At 49.1% G+C, this 16,000-nt stretch carries 13 protein-coding genes; 8 read left to right on the top strand and 5 right to left on the bottom strand.

Translation table 11 applies throughout. From position 1 onward, the window contains the following. Positions 1 to 158 precede the first annotated feature (158 nt). A complete protein-coding gene (locus tag Q4Q49_RS11310) occupies positions 159 to 1,274 on the bottom strand; it encodes a Fic family protein (RefSeq protein WP_071940430.1) in 1,116 nt (371 codons plus the stop codon). Between the two features lie 657 nt (positions 1,275 to 1,931). Here Q4Q49_RS11310 and Q4Q49_RS11305 point away from each other — a divergent pair. Further along, a complete protein-coding gene (locus Q4Q49_RS11305; protein ID WP_311999379.1) occupies positions 1,932 to 2,849 on the top strand; it encodes a sulfotransferase in 918 nt (305 codons plus the stop codon). 10 nt (positions 2,850 to 2,859) lie between these two features. Here the strand turns inward: Q4Q49_RS11305 and Q4Q49_RS11300 are convergent, their stop codons facing one another. The 4 genes from Q4Q49_RS11300 to Q4Q49_RS11285 form a co-directional block, all read right to left on the bottom strand. Then, the gene (locus tag Q4Q49_RS11300) at positions 2,860 to 4,278 is read right to left on the bottom strand and encodes an MFS transporter (RefSeq protein WP_409373191.1); all 1,419 of its coding nucleotides are present in this window, start codon (positions 4,276 to 4,278) and stop codon (positions 2,860 to 2,862) included. 182 nt (positions 4,279 to 4,460) lie between these two features. After that, entirely contained in the window at positions 4,461 to 5,525 is a 1,065-nt protein-coding gene (locus tag Q4Q49_RS11295; RefSeq protein ID WP_311999377.1) for an aminoglycoside phosphotransferase family protein, read from the bottom strand. Then, positions 5,518 to 6,390: an NTP transferase domain-containing protein gene (locus tag Q4Q49_RS11290; protein WP_311988269.1), complete on the bottom strand. Its 873-nt coding sequence runs from the start codon at positions 6,388 to 6,390 to the stop codon at positions 5,518 to 5,520. The genes Q4Q49_RS11295 and Q4Q49_RS11290 overlap by 8 nt, the downstream gene beginning before the upstream one ends. Positions 6,391 to 6,594: 204 nt before the next feature. Further along, on the bottom strand, positions 6,595 to 8,241 hold the full coding sequence (locus tag Q4Q49_RS11285; protein WP_311999376.1) for a hypothetical protein: 1,647 nt from the start codon (positions 8,239 to 8,241) through the stop codon (positions 6,595 to 6,597). A gap of 252 nt (positions 8,242 to 8,493) precedes the next feature. Here Q4Q49_RS11285 and gmk point away from each other — a divergent pair, with 252 nt between their 5' ends. From gmk to Q4Q49_RS11250, 7 genes are all read left to right on the top strand, one after another. Then, a complete protein-coding gene (gmk, locus tag Q4Q49_RS11280) occupies positions 8,494 to 9,117 on the top strand; it encodes a guanylate kinase (RefSeq protein WP_106648352.1) in 624 nt (207 codons plus the stop codon). Positions 9,118 to 9,175: 58 nt separating this feature from the next. Continuing rightward, positions 9,176 to 9,454, top strand: a complete 279-nt coding sequence (rpoZ, locus tag Q4Q49_RS11275) for a DNA-directed RNA polymerase subunit omega (RefSeq protein ID WP_006079841.1) — start codon at positions 9,176 to 9,178, stop codon at positions 9,452 to 9,454. Positions 9,455 to 9,499: 45 nt separating this feature from the next. Then, positions 9,500 to 11,605 carry a bifunctional GTP diphosphokinase/guanosine-3',5'-bis pyrophosphate 3'-pyrophosphohydrolase gene (spoT, locus tag Q4Q49_RS11270; RefSeq protein ID WP_006079840.1) on the top strand — a complete coding sequence of 702 codons (2,106 nt, stop codon included), beginning with the start codon at positions 9,500 to 9,502 and terminating at the stop codon, positions 11,603 to 11,605. 25 nt (positions 11,606 to 11,630) lie between these two features. Next, positions 11,631 to 12,014 carry a RidA family protein gene (locus tag Q4Q49_RS11265; protein ID WP_006079838.1) on the top strand — a complete coding sequence of 128 codons (384 nt, stop codon included), beginning with the start codon at positions 11,631 to 11,633 and terminating at the stop codon, positions 12,012 to 12,014. 226 nt (positions 12,015 to 12,240) lie between these two features. Beyond that, positions 12,241 to 13,905, top strand: a complete 1,665-nt coding sequence (locus Q4Q49_RS11260) for an AMP-binding protein (protein ID WP_311999375.1) — start codon at positions 12,241 to 12,243, stop codon at positions 13,903 to 13,905. Between the two features lie 179 nt (positions 13,906 to 14,084). Continuing rightward, entirely contained in the window at positions 14,085 to 15,029 is a 945-nt protein-coding gene (locus tag Q4Q49_RS11255; RefSeq protein ID WP_311999374.1) for a calcium/sodium antiporter, read from the top strand. A 214-nt stretch (positions 15,030 to 15,243) separates the two neighbouring features. Next, a complete protein-coding gene (locus Q4Q49_RS11250; protein ID WP_311906441.1) occupies positions 15,244 to 15,948 on the top strand; it encodes a hypothetical protein in 705 nt (234 codons plus the stop codon). Positions 15,949 to 16,000: the final 52 nt, after the last annotated feature.

Below are 16,000 nucleotides of genomic sequence, written 5' to 3'. Positions count from 1 at the left end.
AATTGCGATTTGTAGAATGGTTTTGTCTTTTTCGATAGGGTGTTAATACAGCTTGGCTTTAGTGGAACTAATTACCTATGACTGACTCAGCAGCAACACTTTCAAAAGCGCTTTAGGCTATTGATAATTGAGCATCCAACACCAAGGTAAACTTGCCGCTATTTCCCACTCGGCAATAAGTATCTGGTACTTCGGCCGCCGGCGTCGGCTTTTACTAAAAAGCGCTGTTCGACCATTTGCGCAAGATGACGGGTGGCGGTGGCGCGGCTCACCTTCGCGACTTTTTGGTACTGGCTACTATTAATCCCTAGTTCAAAATCGCCGTCTAACATCCGATTGAGCACTTTAGCTTGCTCCTGACTCAATAAAGATTGGTCGACACTTTGCCAATACTGAGTTTTCGACAGCGTTCTGCTCACATCTGCCATCGCATTGAGTAAGCAGTCATTGAGGGTTTCAAAAAACCAGACTAACCAAGGAGTAATATCTACATCGCCCCGTTGAGTGGACTCTAAAATGTCATAGTAGGCTTGGCGACGGGCAAGAATACTGACCGACATAGCGTAAAAACGAATCGAGCGCTTCTCCGCTTGTGCCAAAGCTAAATCAGTCAATAAACGCGTGATACGCCCATTACCATCATCAAGTGGATGCAGAGTCACAAACCAAAGGTGAGTTATCGCCGCACGGATAAGCGGATCTAAAACCTGCGCTTGCCGTGAAGCATTAAACCATTCGATGAACTGCGAGAGTTCAGCATCCAATGCCGATCTAGAGGGTGCCTCAAAATGCACTGTTGGTTTATCAATGCGGCCAGAGACAACCTGCATAGGTGTATCGCCACGCAGCGTTCCACCAATAACAGGGTTAAGTAATGTGTAACCCAGCGGAAATAACTGCTGATGCCAGCCCAATATCCGTTCGAGGGTTAATTCAGTCTCTAAATTTTTTAAGGCATCGAGCATAATGTCAGCTAAACCATCGGTTTGCGCTGTTGTCGGATACGGTTTATCTTCAGTCACTCCGAGTTTTTTAGCTAAGGATGAGCGCACTGAAGCAGCATTGAGCTTTTCACCTTCGATGGCACTGGAATGGATAATATTAGCGAGTAAAGTGTCGAGTGCAGCGTCTGACGTTAACAGGCTGTCGTCGTGACTTAGCATTTGCTTGCCAAGCAGCTGGCCCTGATTGAAATAGACCTGACGCAGCAAGGCATCAATGCTGCTGGTATTCCAATGAAACTTAGGCCAATCAGCTTGCTGCCAAATCCACATATCTTACCCCACGAGTCAAATAACAAGTCTATTCTACTCACATAATGAGGCGACTAACAAACATATTCGCCTCACATTATGAGTCGAATAGCGCTCATAATCGCCTCATCAATACCAACATGGCTATGCAATGCAGGGAAATGAGCCTTGTTGGTAATCTGGGATCTCGTTTCTAAGCCTTGTGGTCATCCATTTTTATCGTACAGCGGCCATACAATACTGTGGCGCATTGCCGTTGTTCGTGACTTTTATGTATATACCCAAGCTACCTAAATATACGAGTTTCAGAGCGTCTAGGGTGATTAAATTCAAGGCGCATCAATGACAGAATGTCGGCCACCTTTTGAATTGATGCAACACGGAAGTGGAGTGCCCTAGGCGCTCCGTCCCGGCGGCTGATGTTAACCACGGGGTAACGCACTTTATGCGGTATTGGTTATTTTTAACTTAGCCCGCTAGGTCTGCAAATAACCGCCTTGCCTAAAGTGCGTTAAACTCCCGCTGAATCCTGCATCTTCAGGTTGTTTGGGTATACTACCGACATAGCCTTCGTGCTGAGATATACTGTCGCCGCTGATTTGACACGCCAATGCGAAACGCCGATGTGAAAACTCATTGCTTACACCGCACCGCTTGCACACATTCTGAGCCCAATCTATGCCTGATAATGCCAACAATTCACCTATCACTACTCATGTTCAACTTACTGGCAATGCAAAGCACACTGGTCATTCACAGATTGCCACGCCAGATGAGATGAATCCTGAAAATTCGAATACGCTCTGTAGTGAACAGGCAAGTGTAGAAAAACAGAAGGTTTTTATCATAGGCCTACCGCGTACGGGTACGACGAGTGTGAGTGTGGCGTTATTGGAGCAAGGGCTTAAAGTGGCGCACATGGCCTTTACTAAACAGGCGTTTATGTTGGCCGATGCGATTTCTGATGTGCCCTGTTTTAGTGATTATCGGCAGCTTGATGGTCTATTCCCGCAGGCCAAATTTGTCTACCTCGAGCGTGATATGGCGAAGTGGGTGCCTTCAATGCAAATGCTGCTGGGTAAAATGCTGCCGCATTTAGAAGCAAAATCGGGGCGATTCCACCCGATTATGAAACGCAGTTTTCGGCACACGTTTGCAATCGATAAAGTGACGGATCCCGCGGATGAGGCACATCTTATTGCTTGTTATCAAAGGCATCAAAACGAAGTGTTCGCTTACTTTCATGGCCGCGAAGATTTTATCACGCTCGATATAAGCCATGCGGGGAGCTTGAGTCGCTTGCTGCAATTTTTAGGGTTAACCACGGATTGCCCAACCTTAGGCCAAGTGACGGATAGGGCGCTCTCGGACTCTCAAATAAAAAGTGCACCGAACCAGATATCTCAGGAAGGAACGAGTCAGGAAAAGGCAGCCGTTCAACCACTGCCAGTCAACACCAGCGAGCATGGACTGGATTTCCCTAAATTAAACGCAGGCACACACGTTGCGGCTTGGCATGAATATAAACATCCCAATAAGGTGAACAGTAATAGCGCGGGCCCGCAAAGCCGTAAGTTTTTCGATTATACACTTTAGCTGCACACCTCTATTGCTTGCGGCGTTTCACCACAGTGAGCCAATCGAGGCTCACGCCCGAAATGGCATTAAAGCCGCGGATACGGAAGATAAGTTGCAGTAGCTGCGGCCTTGGGCGCACTTTAGGTTCGACCGAGCGCGGAATAAACCAGAGTGTCACTAAGGCTCGCAGCACGGTCGAGACTAAGAACACCACGAAGATAGGGCTAGATAACACGCTATCCCAACCCGACCAGACTAAAAAGTCCGCCGCATGGGAGGCAATAGTGCCGCCCAATATCGCGCCAACAAATACACAGGCCGCACTCAAGGCTGCTTGCAAAGCGGCGTAGGTAGCAAAGTCACTGCGAAAGGGGCGGATATCATAAAGGTAATTTGCCGTGCTTAAGGTGAAGCCGCTCCACGCCAAGCCAGAGAAAGCTTGGATAGCTAAGATATACAGATAGTTATCCGAGAATAGCCACATCAGCGGCAAGCTTGGGATCATACAACTGGTAATGATCATCACTAAACGATTGCCGAATTGATCGCTAAAGCGACCCCAAAATCGCAGGGTGACAAATTGAGTCGCTATCGAAGCCACGCTGGCGAACACAAATTCGAGATAAGTAAACTTCAAGCCTTCCAACATATAAACGGCAAAAAATGGCGCCGAGATCGCAACCATGCCTTGCATACAGGCGACAAACAAACTGTACTGACGAAAAGTTTTATCCTTCCACGCCTCGCGAAAATGACCTATGGTTTGCAAAAATACACCGCGCTGTTTGGGCTCACGCGGTTCGGGATCGTGCATCTGCAGCAGTAGCCAAGCCGACACAAACCGCCCCATCGCCGCGATTGAAAACAACAGACTAAAGCCCAGCCACGCCATCTGCATCGAGTCGGTTAAGGTAAGTATGCCGCCGCCAATAAAGAACACACTCAAAGATGCGCCCATAGTGAGCCGAGTGCGCGCGGCGAAGAAAGTGCCTCGGCGCCGTTCGGGAACCATAGAACCCATCCACGCCCGCCAATGGGGTTGAATTAGATTGATAAAGCCATGGTAACCAACGGCTAAAGCGATAAAGATCCACACCGCATGTTCAGGGCCGAAAGCGGCTAACGCGCCCATCGCCAGCACAACACAAGCCTGAAAGGCGGCGCAAAAGACAATAAAAGTTCGACGGGAGAAATGGCTGGCGAGCCAGACAGATAAAAGCTGGGAGATAGCGCCAAAAAGCTGAGGTAACCCCGTGACAAAGCCCATCTGCGCTAGGCTGGCACCGAGAAAAATAGCGTAGGCATTGAAGAAATTATCGCTGGTCGCCGTCATCATAGACGAGGCAACCGCCTCCTGCTGCGAGCGACGCAGGGTACATCTTAACCAAGAGTTACGTTCGCTGCGCCGTGAACAAGTGACTAACGGCTGCGCCACAGATGAATCCATACCAAGCACAAATCCATATAATATTAAGGGATATTGCTCGATTATGTCGGATGAAATGCCATCTGCCTAGGGCTTATACCAATCCTATTAAAGCAAAACGCCCAAAGCAAAGCCTTGGGCGTTTTGTTTATCAGTGCATTGGATCGATAAACTGGCGCAATCACCAAGATCCATATCCTGACTTAGAAATAAGCTTTAAGTACCGTTTCTTGGTCGAGCAAACTTTGGTATAAGGTAAACTGATTGGCGGCGCGGTCCAGATTGTGGCCTTCGCGGTGGATGTGGAAATACACATCACCGTTAAGATAATCCGTTAAAAAACGCACGCCTATCATCAAACAAATCACCCGCGCACCGAGCCACAGACTGCGTTTTTCGTCTCCCGTTAAGACATCACCCAACTCGCTCAAGTAGCCACGGCAAATCGCGGCGAAGATATCTTGGCGCACTTGAACTTTATCCAAGGCCGTTGAGTCTTCTTCCTCTGGTGAGCAGAAAGTGCGAACCATGTCGCCGAAGTCATACATCAGATGACCTTTCATGCAGGTATCTAAATCGATAATCGCCATACTGGACATGTCGCGTTTATCGAAAAGCATGTTATTGATTTTAGTGTCGTTATGACAAATTCGCAGCGGTAGCTTTGGCGATATTTCCGCGAGTTCATCCAGCAATGCCTGCTGAGATAACGCGTAATCGACCCAATGACGGCAAAGATCTAAACGGTGTTGGCTATCGAGTTCGGCGGCCTGTTGCAACAAAGCCATGCGTCCCGGTAAATGGTGAAATTGAGGGATCACATCTTCGAGCTGAGTTGCATCAAAGTCACTCAGGGCTGAAGCAAAGTGACCAAAGGCCTTAGCCGCCATCTCTGCTTCTTGTTCCGACTTAACCACTTCAATACTGAGACTATGGGGCAAGTAACTGATCGCGCGCCAAAATCCTTGTTCGCCTAAATCGATAGCCAATTCACCCTCTTGGGTTAAACAAGGGCTAACGACTTTCAGGCCGTATTGTTGCTGCAACGATTTAGCGCATAAATGATGGCTAATTTTATCGGCATTGCTAACCAAAGCGTTGGGCGTTTTAAATACCTCAGTATTAATTCGCTGCAATACTAATTCGCCCGCTGGCCAGCGCACCAACAGGGTGTCATTGATGTGGCCATTACCGAGGGCAGAAATTTTTGCCTCGGCGGCTTCAATACCAAAATGAGGCAACACTGACTGCCTGATGAGTTTAATCACTCAATAACTCCGTTAATTTTTGTTTTACCCAGACAGTGTCCTGCGGATAAGTCACGCCGAGCCAGGGCTCACAGGCAACATCGACATAGACAGGCAAACCTTGCTCAATGCCCGCTTGTACTATGGCGGGTAAGTAACATTCAGACTTAGGTTGTTGACCTTGTTGCCCGATAAATTCGGTTAATTCACGTTTAATAACATCAAATATGCTTGGGGAGAAGCCCCAGCAAGTCATAGAGACCAGGGACTCGGGCGGCAAACTCGCATGTCCCTGTGGGCCATCACCCACCAATTGACCAGCTTGATCGGCGATATTGAGCCATTCGGCAACCGATTTAAGCTGACCATTTTCAACCTGACACAGACCCCGGTTAACACCGCCGTGCTCCGACAATGTGAGTTCTATGGGATAAGCCACCATCATCCACTCTGTCGGTCTCCTGCTTAAGCCTTTGGCTAAAGAGGCAAAAGCGCTATCACCATAAAAATCATCGGCATTGATAACGGCCATTGGTCCTTTAACGAGATGGCGCGCACTCCACAGTGCATGGGCCGTGCCCCAAGGTTTAAGCCTGTGGCTGAGATCAACCAGCTGCGCCGCTTCGGGTAAATCCGTTAAGGCTTGATAGCAAAAATGATAGGCAAAATCGGCGGGCAAAAACCGTGTCAGTATCTCAGTTAACTCAGTTTCTAACTCAGGGCGGATCACCAGCACAGCACGCTGAAAGCCACTGCGAATGGCCGACATGATCGATAACACCAACATGGGTTCGCCAGCGGGACCGAGCGCTGCCAATTGCTTATCGCCGCCGAAACGACTACCTAGCCCTGCAGCCATAATGACTAAGGTCAATTCTGTATTCATGCTGGATTGATATATTCAGTTCAAATTTAAAGATGTTTCCCCAAACCGCCGCGTCCAATACCAAGGCATAACGCATTTAAAACGCGGTTTGAGAAAAAGAGGAGCAAAAGTGTAATCTACCCCTCTAATTGTGACTAGCATTTAAGCAGAAATTTTATCGACTTAAGTTGCAGGCCTAAGCTGCGACCTAACTTGCAGTCTAAATCAACGCGCTATGTAATCACCAAAAGTGCGATTCTGTTCCAATATCGCTTGGCTGCCCTTAAGGCTGAACTTATAACCACACAGGCTGATACTGCCACGGCGCGCAAGGTCCACTATGATGGCTTGGGTGTCGAGTGGGGTGAATCGCGCCTCGGTAGCTGAGTCGGCTTTCAAGTCCACAGTCACAGGGCGATAGTCAGTGCCATTGTTAAAGGACAACAGGCTACAGGTTTTATCGCCCTTTGCCGTCGCTAAGGACCACAGATTTTGCGCTTTACCTTTCTCACCGAGCCAACGCATGATCAAGATGTCATCCTCAAGCGCTACAGAAAAACCGTCAGGTAACGCGAGCGTCACCCGCTCACCCGCATAGGGCGCAATCGCGTTAACCGTTACCACTTCTGCGCCGTCGCCCGTCTCAGCATCGCCATTTGGCCAAAGGCCCCACATTAAGGCGAGCACGACCACAACACCACAACCTATCCCCGCAGGACGCCAATAACGGCGTTCCAGTTTAGGCAGCTTAATCTTAGGTAGTACGAAGAACCGCTTTAGCGGCGCTAAAAACTCGAACAAACCGCGAAACAGCTCGGTCATCGAGCCAGAATCTTTCGCTTCGGCGCGGCGTTGACGTACTTCTTCGGCATGATCTCGATCGTTAAAGCTATCTAGTTCGTCATCTTCTTCGGCGGCAAAACGCCAACCGGGTTCTGTACTACGTTCGGCAGGATCTAATTGGGCCGCGTTAAAGTCGACATGTTTTAAATCTACATTGGCGACATCAACGTCGACTAAATCAATGTTGGTCTGTTCAATACGACTGGCGTTAGCGGGGCGAAAATCCGCATGACTGTCGGGCACCACAAAATCGGCAGGATTTTGCGTCATCCGAGTTAGGGCATCAAAACGCAGTTCATCTTGGCGCTGGGCCTCAAGCTCGGCATCCGCCGCGCTCATAGTCGAGGCGACAATAGGTTCTGCAACTGTTGATTTAGCGACTATTGGTTCAGGGGCAATGGGTTCAACATGGGCAGATAAATCCACCTCAGGCTCAGAGGCCGTTGCGGCGCTAATGGCCTGTGCATGCGACTGCTCAACATGCGGCTCATGTCGTTCAACTTGAGGCTGCGCTTGAACATGGGCGGTCGATTTAGCTGCCTGTCTTGCGGCAACATCTTGAGTTTCTATCTCTTTAGCCGCCGCCTTTGGAACGATCGTCGGCTCCACACGGCGCCTAGGCATAGCTTGTGATGTGGGCGCATCCAGCTCAGGGCCAAAATAACCGTAGCGATAATCGACTATGGTTGGTGCCGGTAAACGCCAGCCCCAAAACGTCAGTCCAGCGGCTAACACTAAACTCAAGCCGATCAAGGCAATATGCACATCGGCCGTTAACAGCCCGATGAAAATAAATAATGGTAATAGGAATACGCCAATCAAGCCTTTTGACTTATTGGCATCGGCCAAACGACGCAAACTGGCGAGCCCTAATAAAGGTAAGCCCAACAATGCCAGTAAATACATCAGGAAATTAGCCCCAAAAGCAGCGGCGGCAAGTGCAATACAGACGTAAACGCCAACACTGATTGCGACAAAGCGGGGACGAGAATCACGCCCGTGAAGGCAGAAAAGAGATTTTAACAGCACGACCCTTCCTTTATTGTTGTAAAAACGAGATACAAAAAGACACTCATTGCCTTATTCGCACGAGCGTAACCAATTTACCCGCAATTGTCAGTGCCTACGACCCTAGTCGGATAAAAATGCGCATAATATCGAAGTAAATCTAAAATAGGCTTAAATTGCTGGCCTACAAGCCCTAGTATTTCTACGGTCAAAATCGGTATAATGCTCGGCTTTCTGAGCCCTTCTTGCGTTAACCAATTGGATATTTAGCTCATGACCGCACGCGGAAATTTATTTATTGTGTCGGCGCCAAGTGGCGCAGGTAAATCCTCGCTGATCTCGGCCTTGCTTAAAGACAAGCCCGCTGACATGCAAGTTTCGGTATCACATACCACCCGCGCGCCACGCCCAGGTGAAGTCGATGGTCAACACTATCACTTCGTTAATGTTGAACAATTCAAAGCGTTAATTGCTGAAAATGCCTTTTTTGAATGGGCAGAAGTGTTCGGCAATTACTACGGTACCTCGCGCCATGTGATTGAACATACGCTCACCCAAGGTATCGATGTTTTCCTCGATATCGACTGGCAAGGTGCCGAGCAAGTGAAAGCCGTGATGCCAGATGCCGTTGGTGTGTTTATTCTGCCACCCTCGAAAGCCGAGCTAGAACGTCGCCTCACTGGCCGTGGCCAAGACAGTAGCGATGTGATCGCCAGCCGTATGGCACAGGCGGTTTCTGAAATGTCGCACTATAAAGAATATGATTTTATTATCGTCAATGACGATTTTGACACTGCCTTAGCCGATTTGCGTGCCATCATTCGCAGTCAGCGCTTAACAGGTGCTAGTCAGATCCACGCGCAAAATGATATGCTTCACGATCTGTTGGCAGGATAGCTGTCATAGTGTACAATTTTGCGTCATTTTTTCCCTAGATAAACTGGAGTTTCAACACATGGCTCGCGTAACTGTAGAAGACGCCGTAGAACAAATCGGCAACCGTTTTGATATGATCTTGGTTGCGGCGCGTCGTGCTCGCCAAATCGCCGTGCAGGGTAAAGACCCTATGGTTGAAGAGATGAACGACAAACCAACGGTTATCGCCCTGCGTGAAATCGAACTAGGTTTAGTTAACGCTCACACCTTAGATGCCGATGAGCGTCAAACGGTACGTGAACGTGAAGCAGCTGAAATTGCAGCAGTTTCAGCCATTGCTGAAGGCCGTTCATTATAAGAGTTGTTGAGTAAACACCTGTTTAGGTAAAAGGAGAGCTGCCACTTGTATCTGTTTGAAGGTCTAAAGGAATCTGCTTCCGGTTACTTAGAACCCGAACAGGTAGAATTGCTCAAGCAGGCGTACCAGATTGCGCGCGATGCCCACGAAGGGCAAATGCGCACGAGTGGCGAACCTTATATTACTCATCCGGTTGCGGTTGCCCGCATCCTTGCTGACATGCGTCTTGATCATGAGACGCTGATGGCAGCACTGCTACACGACACTATCGAAGATACTCATGTCACCAAAGACGATTTAGCCGAACTATTCGGTGTCGCGGTGGCCGAGCTCGTCGAAGGCGTGTCAAAACTCGATAAGCTAAAATTTCGCGACAAGAAAGAAGCTCAGGCTGAAAACTTCCGTAAAATGATGATGGCGATGACGCAGGATATCCGCGTTATCCTCATCAAGCTTGCCGATAGAACCCACAATATGCGTACCTTAGGCGCCCTGCGTCCCGACAAACGTCGCCGTATCGCCCGTGAAACCTTAGAAATCTACGCGCCCATCGCTAACCGTCTCGGTATCCATAACATCAAGACAGAGTTAGAAGACTTAGGTTTCCAAGCGTATTACCCCATGCGATATCGGGTGCTTAAAGAAGTCGTTAAAGCTGCCCGTGGCAATCGTAAAGAATTGATCCAAGGCATTGAAGCCGCTGTGTATACGCGCTTAAACGATGCGGGTATTCCAGGAAAAGTTAAAGGCCGCGAGAAAAATCTCTACTCCATCTATAACAAGATGCAGAGTAAAGAGCTGCAATTCCAAGAAGTGATGGATATCTACGCCTTTAGGGTGATAGTCGATTCCATCGACACTTGTTATCGCGTACTCGGCGCCATGCACGGACTGTATAAACCTCGCCCCGGTCGTTTCAAAGATTATATTGCTATCCCTAAAGCCAACGGCTATCAGTCACTTCATACCTCTTTGTTTGGTCCACACGGCGTGCCCGTTGAGATCCAAATTCGTACCGAAGATATGGACCAGATGGCCGACAAAGGGGTTGCTGCACACTGGGCCTACAAAGGCGGTGCGCAAACAGGCCAAGGCACGACGACTCAAGTGCGTGCCCGTAAGTGGATGCAAAGCTTGTTGGAATTACAACAAAGCGCCAGCACCTCATTCGAATTCGTTGAAAACGTGAAGACGGAACTCTTCCCAGAAGAGATTTATGTGTTCACCCCTGAAGGTCGCATTCTGGAATTACCCGTGAATGCCACCGCGGTAGACTTTGCCTACGAAGTGCATACAGATGTGGGTAATACCTGCGTCGGTGCCCGCGTTAACCGCCAAGCGTATCCGCTCAGCCAGCCGTTAATTTCAGGCCAAACTGTTGAAATCATTACCGCCAAAGGCGCCCGTCCGAATGCCGCTTGGCTGAACTTTGTGGTAACAGGTAAGGCCCGCGCCAAAATCCGCCAAGTGCTGAAAAGCCTTAAGGGTGATGACGCGATTGCGCTCGGTCGCCGCTTGCTCAACCATGCGCTCGGCAAGACTAAGCTCGACAGCATTCCGCCTGAGCAAATTGAAAAAGTCATTCGCGATACTAAACACACCACGCTCGATTCACTGCTCGCCGACATCGGCCTTGGCAATGCCATGAGCATAGTTATCGCCCAGCGTTTGATTGGCGATAATCTTGAGAATCAAGAAAGCCGCGACGGCCACATGATGCCAATTCGTGGCGCTGAAGGCATGCTCGTTACCTTCGCGAACTGTTGCCGCCCAATCCCTGGTGATGCGGTAATTGCCCACGTGAGCCAAGGTAAGGGCTTAGTGGTACACATGGAAAACTGCGCCAACATTCGTGGTTATCAAGGCGAGCCTGACAAGTATATTCCTGTGCAATGGGATAATGTCGAAGGCGTTGATTACCAAGCCAACCTGCGGGTCGAAATCGTTAACCACCAAGGCGCACTGGCGAAGATCACCTCGATCATTGCCGCCGAAGGCTCGAACATTCACAACCTCAGTACAGAGGAACGAGATGGCCGCGTGTATTTGATCAACCTGCGGATTTCGGTGAAAGACAGGATCCATTTAGCCAACGTGATGCGCCGAATTAGGGTACTGCCCGAAGTGCTGCGTACGTCCCGTAATCGTTAATTAACTCAACATTAGAGAGAGCGTCATGGCAGAAAAAATCATCATAGCGACCGAAAACGCCCCTGCGGCCATCGGCACTTATTCACAGGCCGTCAAAGTCGGCAGCACAGTATATTTATCCGGCCAAATTCCGCTTGTGCCAAGCACAATGCAAATTGTCAGCGATGATTTTGAAGCGCAAGTAGTGCAAGTATTTGAAAACCTAACGGCAGTTTGTACTGCTGCGGGTGGTTCAATCAACGATATCGTTAAGCTCAACATCTTCCTGATTGATTTAAGCCACTTTGCAAAAGTGAATGAAATCATGAGCCGTTACTTCAGCCAGCCATACCCTGCCCGTGCAGCTATCGGCGTGAAGCAATTGCCGAAGGATTCTCAAGTTGAAATGGATGGCGTGATGGAGCTGTAAGCTCTGGCATTCCCCTTCAACCAACAAAAAGGCACTGCGGCGCCTTTTTTGTTGCCGCCACCAGCCTCTCTGACGCTTGCCATTCTCTTCATCTTATTTTCATACTCAACTTGTAGGCTTTGGGCTCCATTCTCATATTTTACAATCCTGTAAACTATTTGCGCGGGCTCACAAAACTCGCCATACTGGGTGCAGCAAAATAACAATAAAGAACAGGGAATTGCCAATGGATACAGCGATTAAGACGCCAATTGAAATGCTGGCGCACTGGGCTAAGACTCAGGGGGATCAAGTCTATTTACGCCAACCTATCAAGGGTCAATTCCTTGATTTTACTTGGGCCGAAGTTCAAGAAAAAGTGCAACAACTGGCCGGAGCCTTACAGCATCTAGGCCTAGAGCGCGGTGATAAGATTGCCGTACTCTCTAAAAACTGCGCCGAATGGTTTATCACCGACCTTGCGTTAATGCACGGCGGCTATGTCAGCGTGCCGATTTACCCAACGGCCAACACAGATACCATTCGCTATGTGCTGCAACACAGCGGTGCAAAAGCCATTTTCCTCGGCAAGCTCGACCATTGGGCCGACCAAGAAGCCGGTGTCGGCGGCGAGCTGCTACGTCTTGCTATGCCCTACGATACAATGCCAGCCCAATATCAATGGGAACAATTACTTAAACTAGGTTATCCCCTAGTTGATGCCCCGCTACCGACGCTTGATCAAGTGATGACACTTATCTATACCTCTGGCTCAACGGGTCAACCTAAGGGCGCGATTCAAACCTTCGCTAGCTATGGCTGGACTTGCCAAGCGGTAGTGCGTGATTTACGCACCGACGGCAATGACAGACTGTTATCCTATTTGCCTTTAGCGCACATCACAGAGCGCGTCGCGATTGAAGGTTCATCCTTCTATTCCGGCAGCGTGGTCGCCTTCGTCGAGAGTCTCGACTCCTTCGTCGCCGACGTGCAAAGGGCAAAACCGACGGTATTCTTCTCAGTTCCGCGTTTGTGGAGCCTGTTCCAGAAAAACATCATAGACAAAATTGGTGTTAGTAAACTGAATCTATTGCTGAAGATCCCGTTAATCAGCAGCTTAGTAAAACACAAAATCCATAAAGGCTTAGGTTTGAACCATTGTCGTTTACTCGGCTCTGGCTCTGCGCCGATCCCGCCGTCGCTGATCCACTGGTATCACAGCATTGGTCTGAATATCTGTGAAGCTTGGGGCATGACAGAAAACTGCGCCTACTCGATTATCAACTACCCCTTCGATGCCCGTAAAATTGGCACTGTGGGTCGCCCGGTTGAGGATTGTCAGATCCGCCAAGGCGAAGATGGTGAGCTACTGCTTAAGAGTCCAGGGTTGATGACGGCTTATTATCTACAGCCCGAAGCCACTGCTGCAGCCTTCGACGCCGATGGTTTCTTCCACACTGGCGATTTGTGCTCCATCGATGCCGATGGTTGCGTGACGATTACCGGCCGAGTGAAGGACAACTTCAAAACCGCCAAAGGTAAATATGTCGCGCCCGTGCCGATTGAACGTAAATTGGCGCAGGACCCGCATGTTGAACTGATCTGCGTGATTGGCTCTGGCCTGCCGCATCCGATCGCATTAGTGCAATTATCCGAAGGCGCTAGTTTGCAGGCCCGCGAAGAAGTCCGCGCTTCACTCAAGGCGACACTCGATAGCGTGAATCCGCACTTAGAGTCACATGAACATGTGGATGCGATTATCGTGGTTAGCGATCCTTGGACGATTGAAAACGATGTGCTAACGCCGACGCTGAAGATCAAACGCCATGTGCTTGAAAAAGCGTTTAGCGAACGCGTTGATGGTATTCGTGGCGCTCAAGTTCGCTGGGAAGATGAGTTAACGCAGAAATAACTCGGCAAAACATAGAGATAGCCAATGTGGTTATCGGCTCAAATCTAGCACGCCTCGGCGTGCTTTTTTATGACATATTCTGTCAAATTTCGATAAAACCACGTATCATATGCGTCTGTCGGCTAAGGGATGATTCCCTTGTACTTTCCCATTCAATATAGGTTTAACAAAGTCCCGTGATGCTCATTACACTCTCGATTATTGGCGGTTTTATTATTTTAACCTTAGGCGCCGAAGCCCTAGTCCGTGGCGCGAGTTCTATCGCCCTACGCTTAGGTATTACGCCACTTATCATAGGCTTAACTATTGTTGCCTTTGGTACTAGCGCACCAGAACTGGCCGTGAGTGTCAAATCTGCCCTCGCCGGAAACAGTGGTATCGCCTTAGGAAACGTTATCGGCTCTAACATTGCCAACATAGGTTTAATCCTAGCGATCACGGCACTAATCCGCCCTATCCAAGTGCAATCCCAAGTGGTGAAGCGCGATATCCCTTTGATGATCTTGGCTTCTATGCTGTTCTGGGGACTCTTGTTAGACGGCGAACTCAGCCTTATTGACGGTGTGGTACTGCTGTCTCTACTGTTCGGATATTTAACCTTTAGCTATATCAGCTCGAAAAACAGCAAGAATGAAGAAGAGATTGAAGCGGGTCCCAATAACCCACTGCTTTCTGGCCTGTTCATCCTAGTCGGCATTAGCATGTTAGTTGGCGGCGGTATTCTGTTTGTGAACGGCGCGGTAGATTTAGCGAAAACCTTCGGCGTGAGCGAAGTCATTATCGGCTTAACGATCGTGGCGATAGGTACCAGTATGCCAGAGTTAGTGACCTCAGTGATTGCGGCATTAAAAGGCCAAAGCGATATCGCTATCGGCAACGTTGTTGGTTCTAACCTGTTCAATATTTTGGGCATTTTAGGCGTTACTGCCATAGTGCATCCAGTGTCATCACTCGGCTTCCAACCCTTCGACTTTATGGTGATGCTAGCCTTAGCCGTTGTGATTCTGCCTTTTGCATGGACGGGATTGCGCATCGGCCGCCGCGAAGGCTCTGTACTACTACTGAGCTATTTAGGCTATATGGGTTACCTGATCAACCAAGCGAGCGCTCAAGCTTTGGTATAACACTCAGCGGTAATCCCCACTTAAAACACCGGAGCCTCTCCGGTGTTTTGCTATCTGAGTTTCGCACTTTTTAAAAAAGACAAGTTTAACACCCTTCAACTAATGACATTTGTCATGCGAAAGCCATGACCTTTGTGTCTGCATTTCTCCTAACGAATTTCTGATAATGAGTCCGTACCCAAGCACTGGGAAACTCACTCAATAAGGAAATACCATGAAAACATTTCTACTCGTCTCAAGCTTAGCGCTTATCAGCAGCCACGCGTTTGCAGCGTCGCCCTCTAACGCTAACATCACTAACATAGATGCAGCCTCAAACTCGATGAACCTAGCGCAGCTGCAACAACTGAGTGCCAGCACCCAAGATTACGACAAAGCCTATGCGAACTATCGCTTAGCCATCAGCGCCAATGTCATGGGGCAAAAAGCCCTCGCCAGTAGTGCTCTGACCAATGCGCAAACGGCTCTGGAAGCCTTAGAAACCAGCCAAGCTGACGCCGAATCCCTAGCGCTGTTATCGTCGGTTTATGGCATGCAAATCGCTTTAGACAATAGCAAAGGCGCAACGCTCGGGATGAAATCAGCCAATGCCATTGCCAACGCCGAACAATTAGCACCTCACAATCCGCGGGTCGCATTGGTGAAAGCCATCGCCGCCTATAACACCCCAGCTATGTTTGGCGGCAGCATGCAAAATGCTAAGACGCTCGCCACTACCGCCATAGAAAGATTCGCCCAACCTTGCGACGACATTTGTTGGGGCGAAGCCGAAGCTTATACCTGGCGCGGACTCGCTAAACAGGAATTAGGCGATACCCAAGGCGCGATTGAAGATTGGCATCAAGCCATCAAAGTGCAAGCAGATTACGGTTGGGCAAAATTTTTGCTTCAACAAAATCAGCAATTAAGTGCAAACTAGATCCCATTGTTAACAGGGACTGATGGCGCTGACCCCAGCGCCAACCCCTAAA

Origin of the sequence: Shewanella sp. SP1S1-7 (assembly GCF_031932105.1) — a bacterium.
GTDB lineage: Bacteria > Pseudomonadota > Gammaproteobacteria > Enterobacterales > Shewanellaceae > Shewanella > Shewanella baltica.
This window is presented reverse-complemented; position numbering and strand designations above follow the sequence as displayed.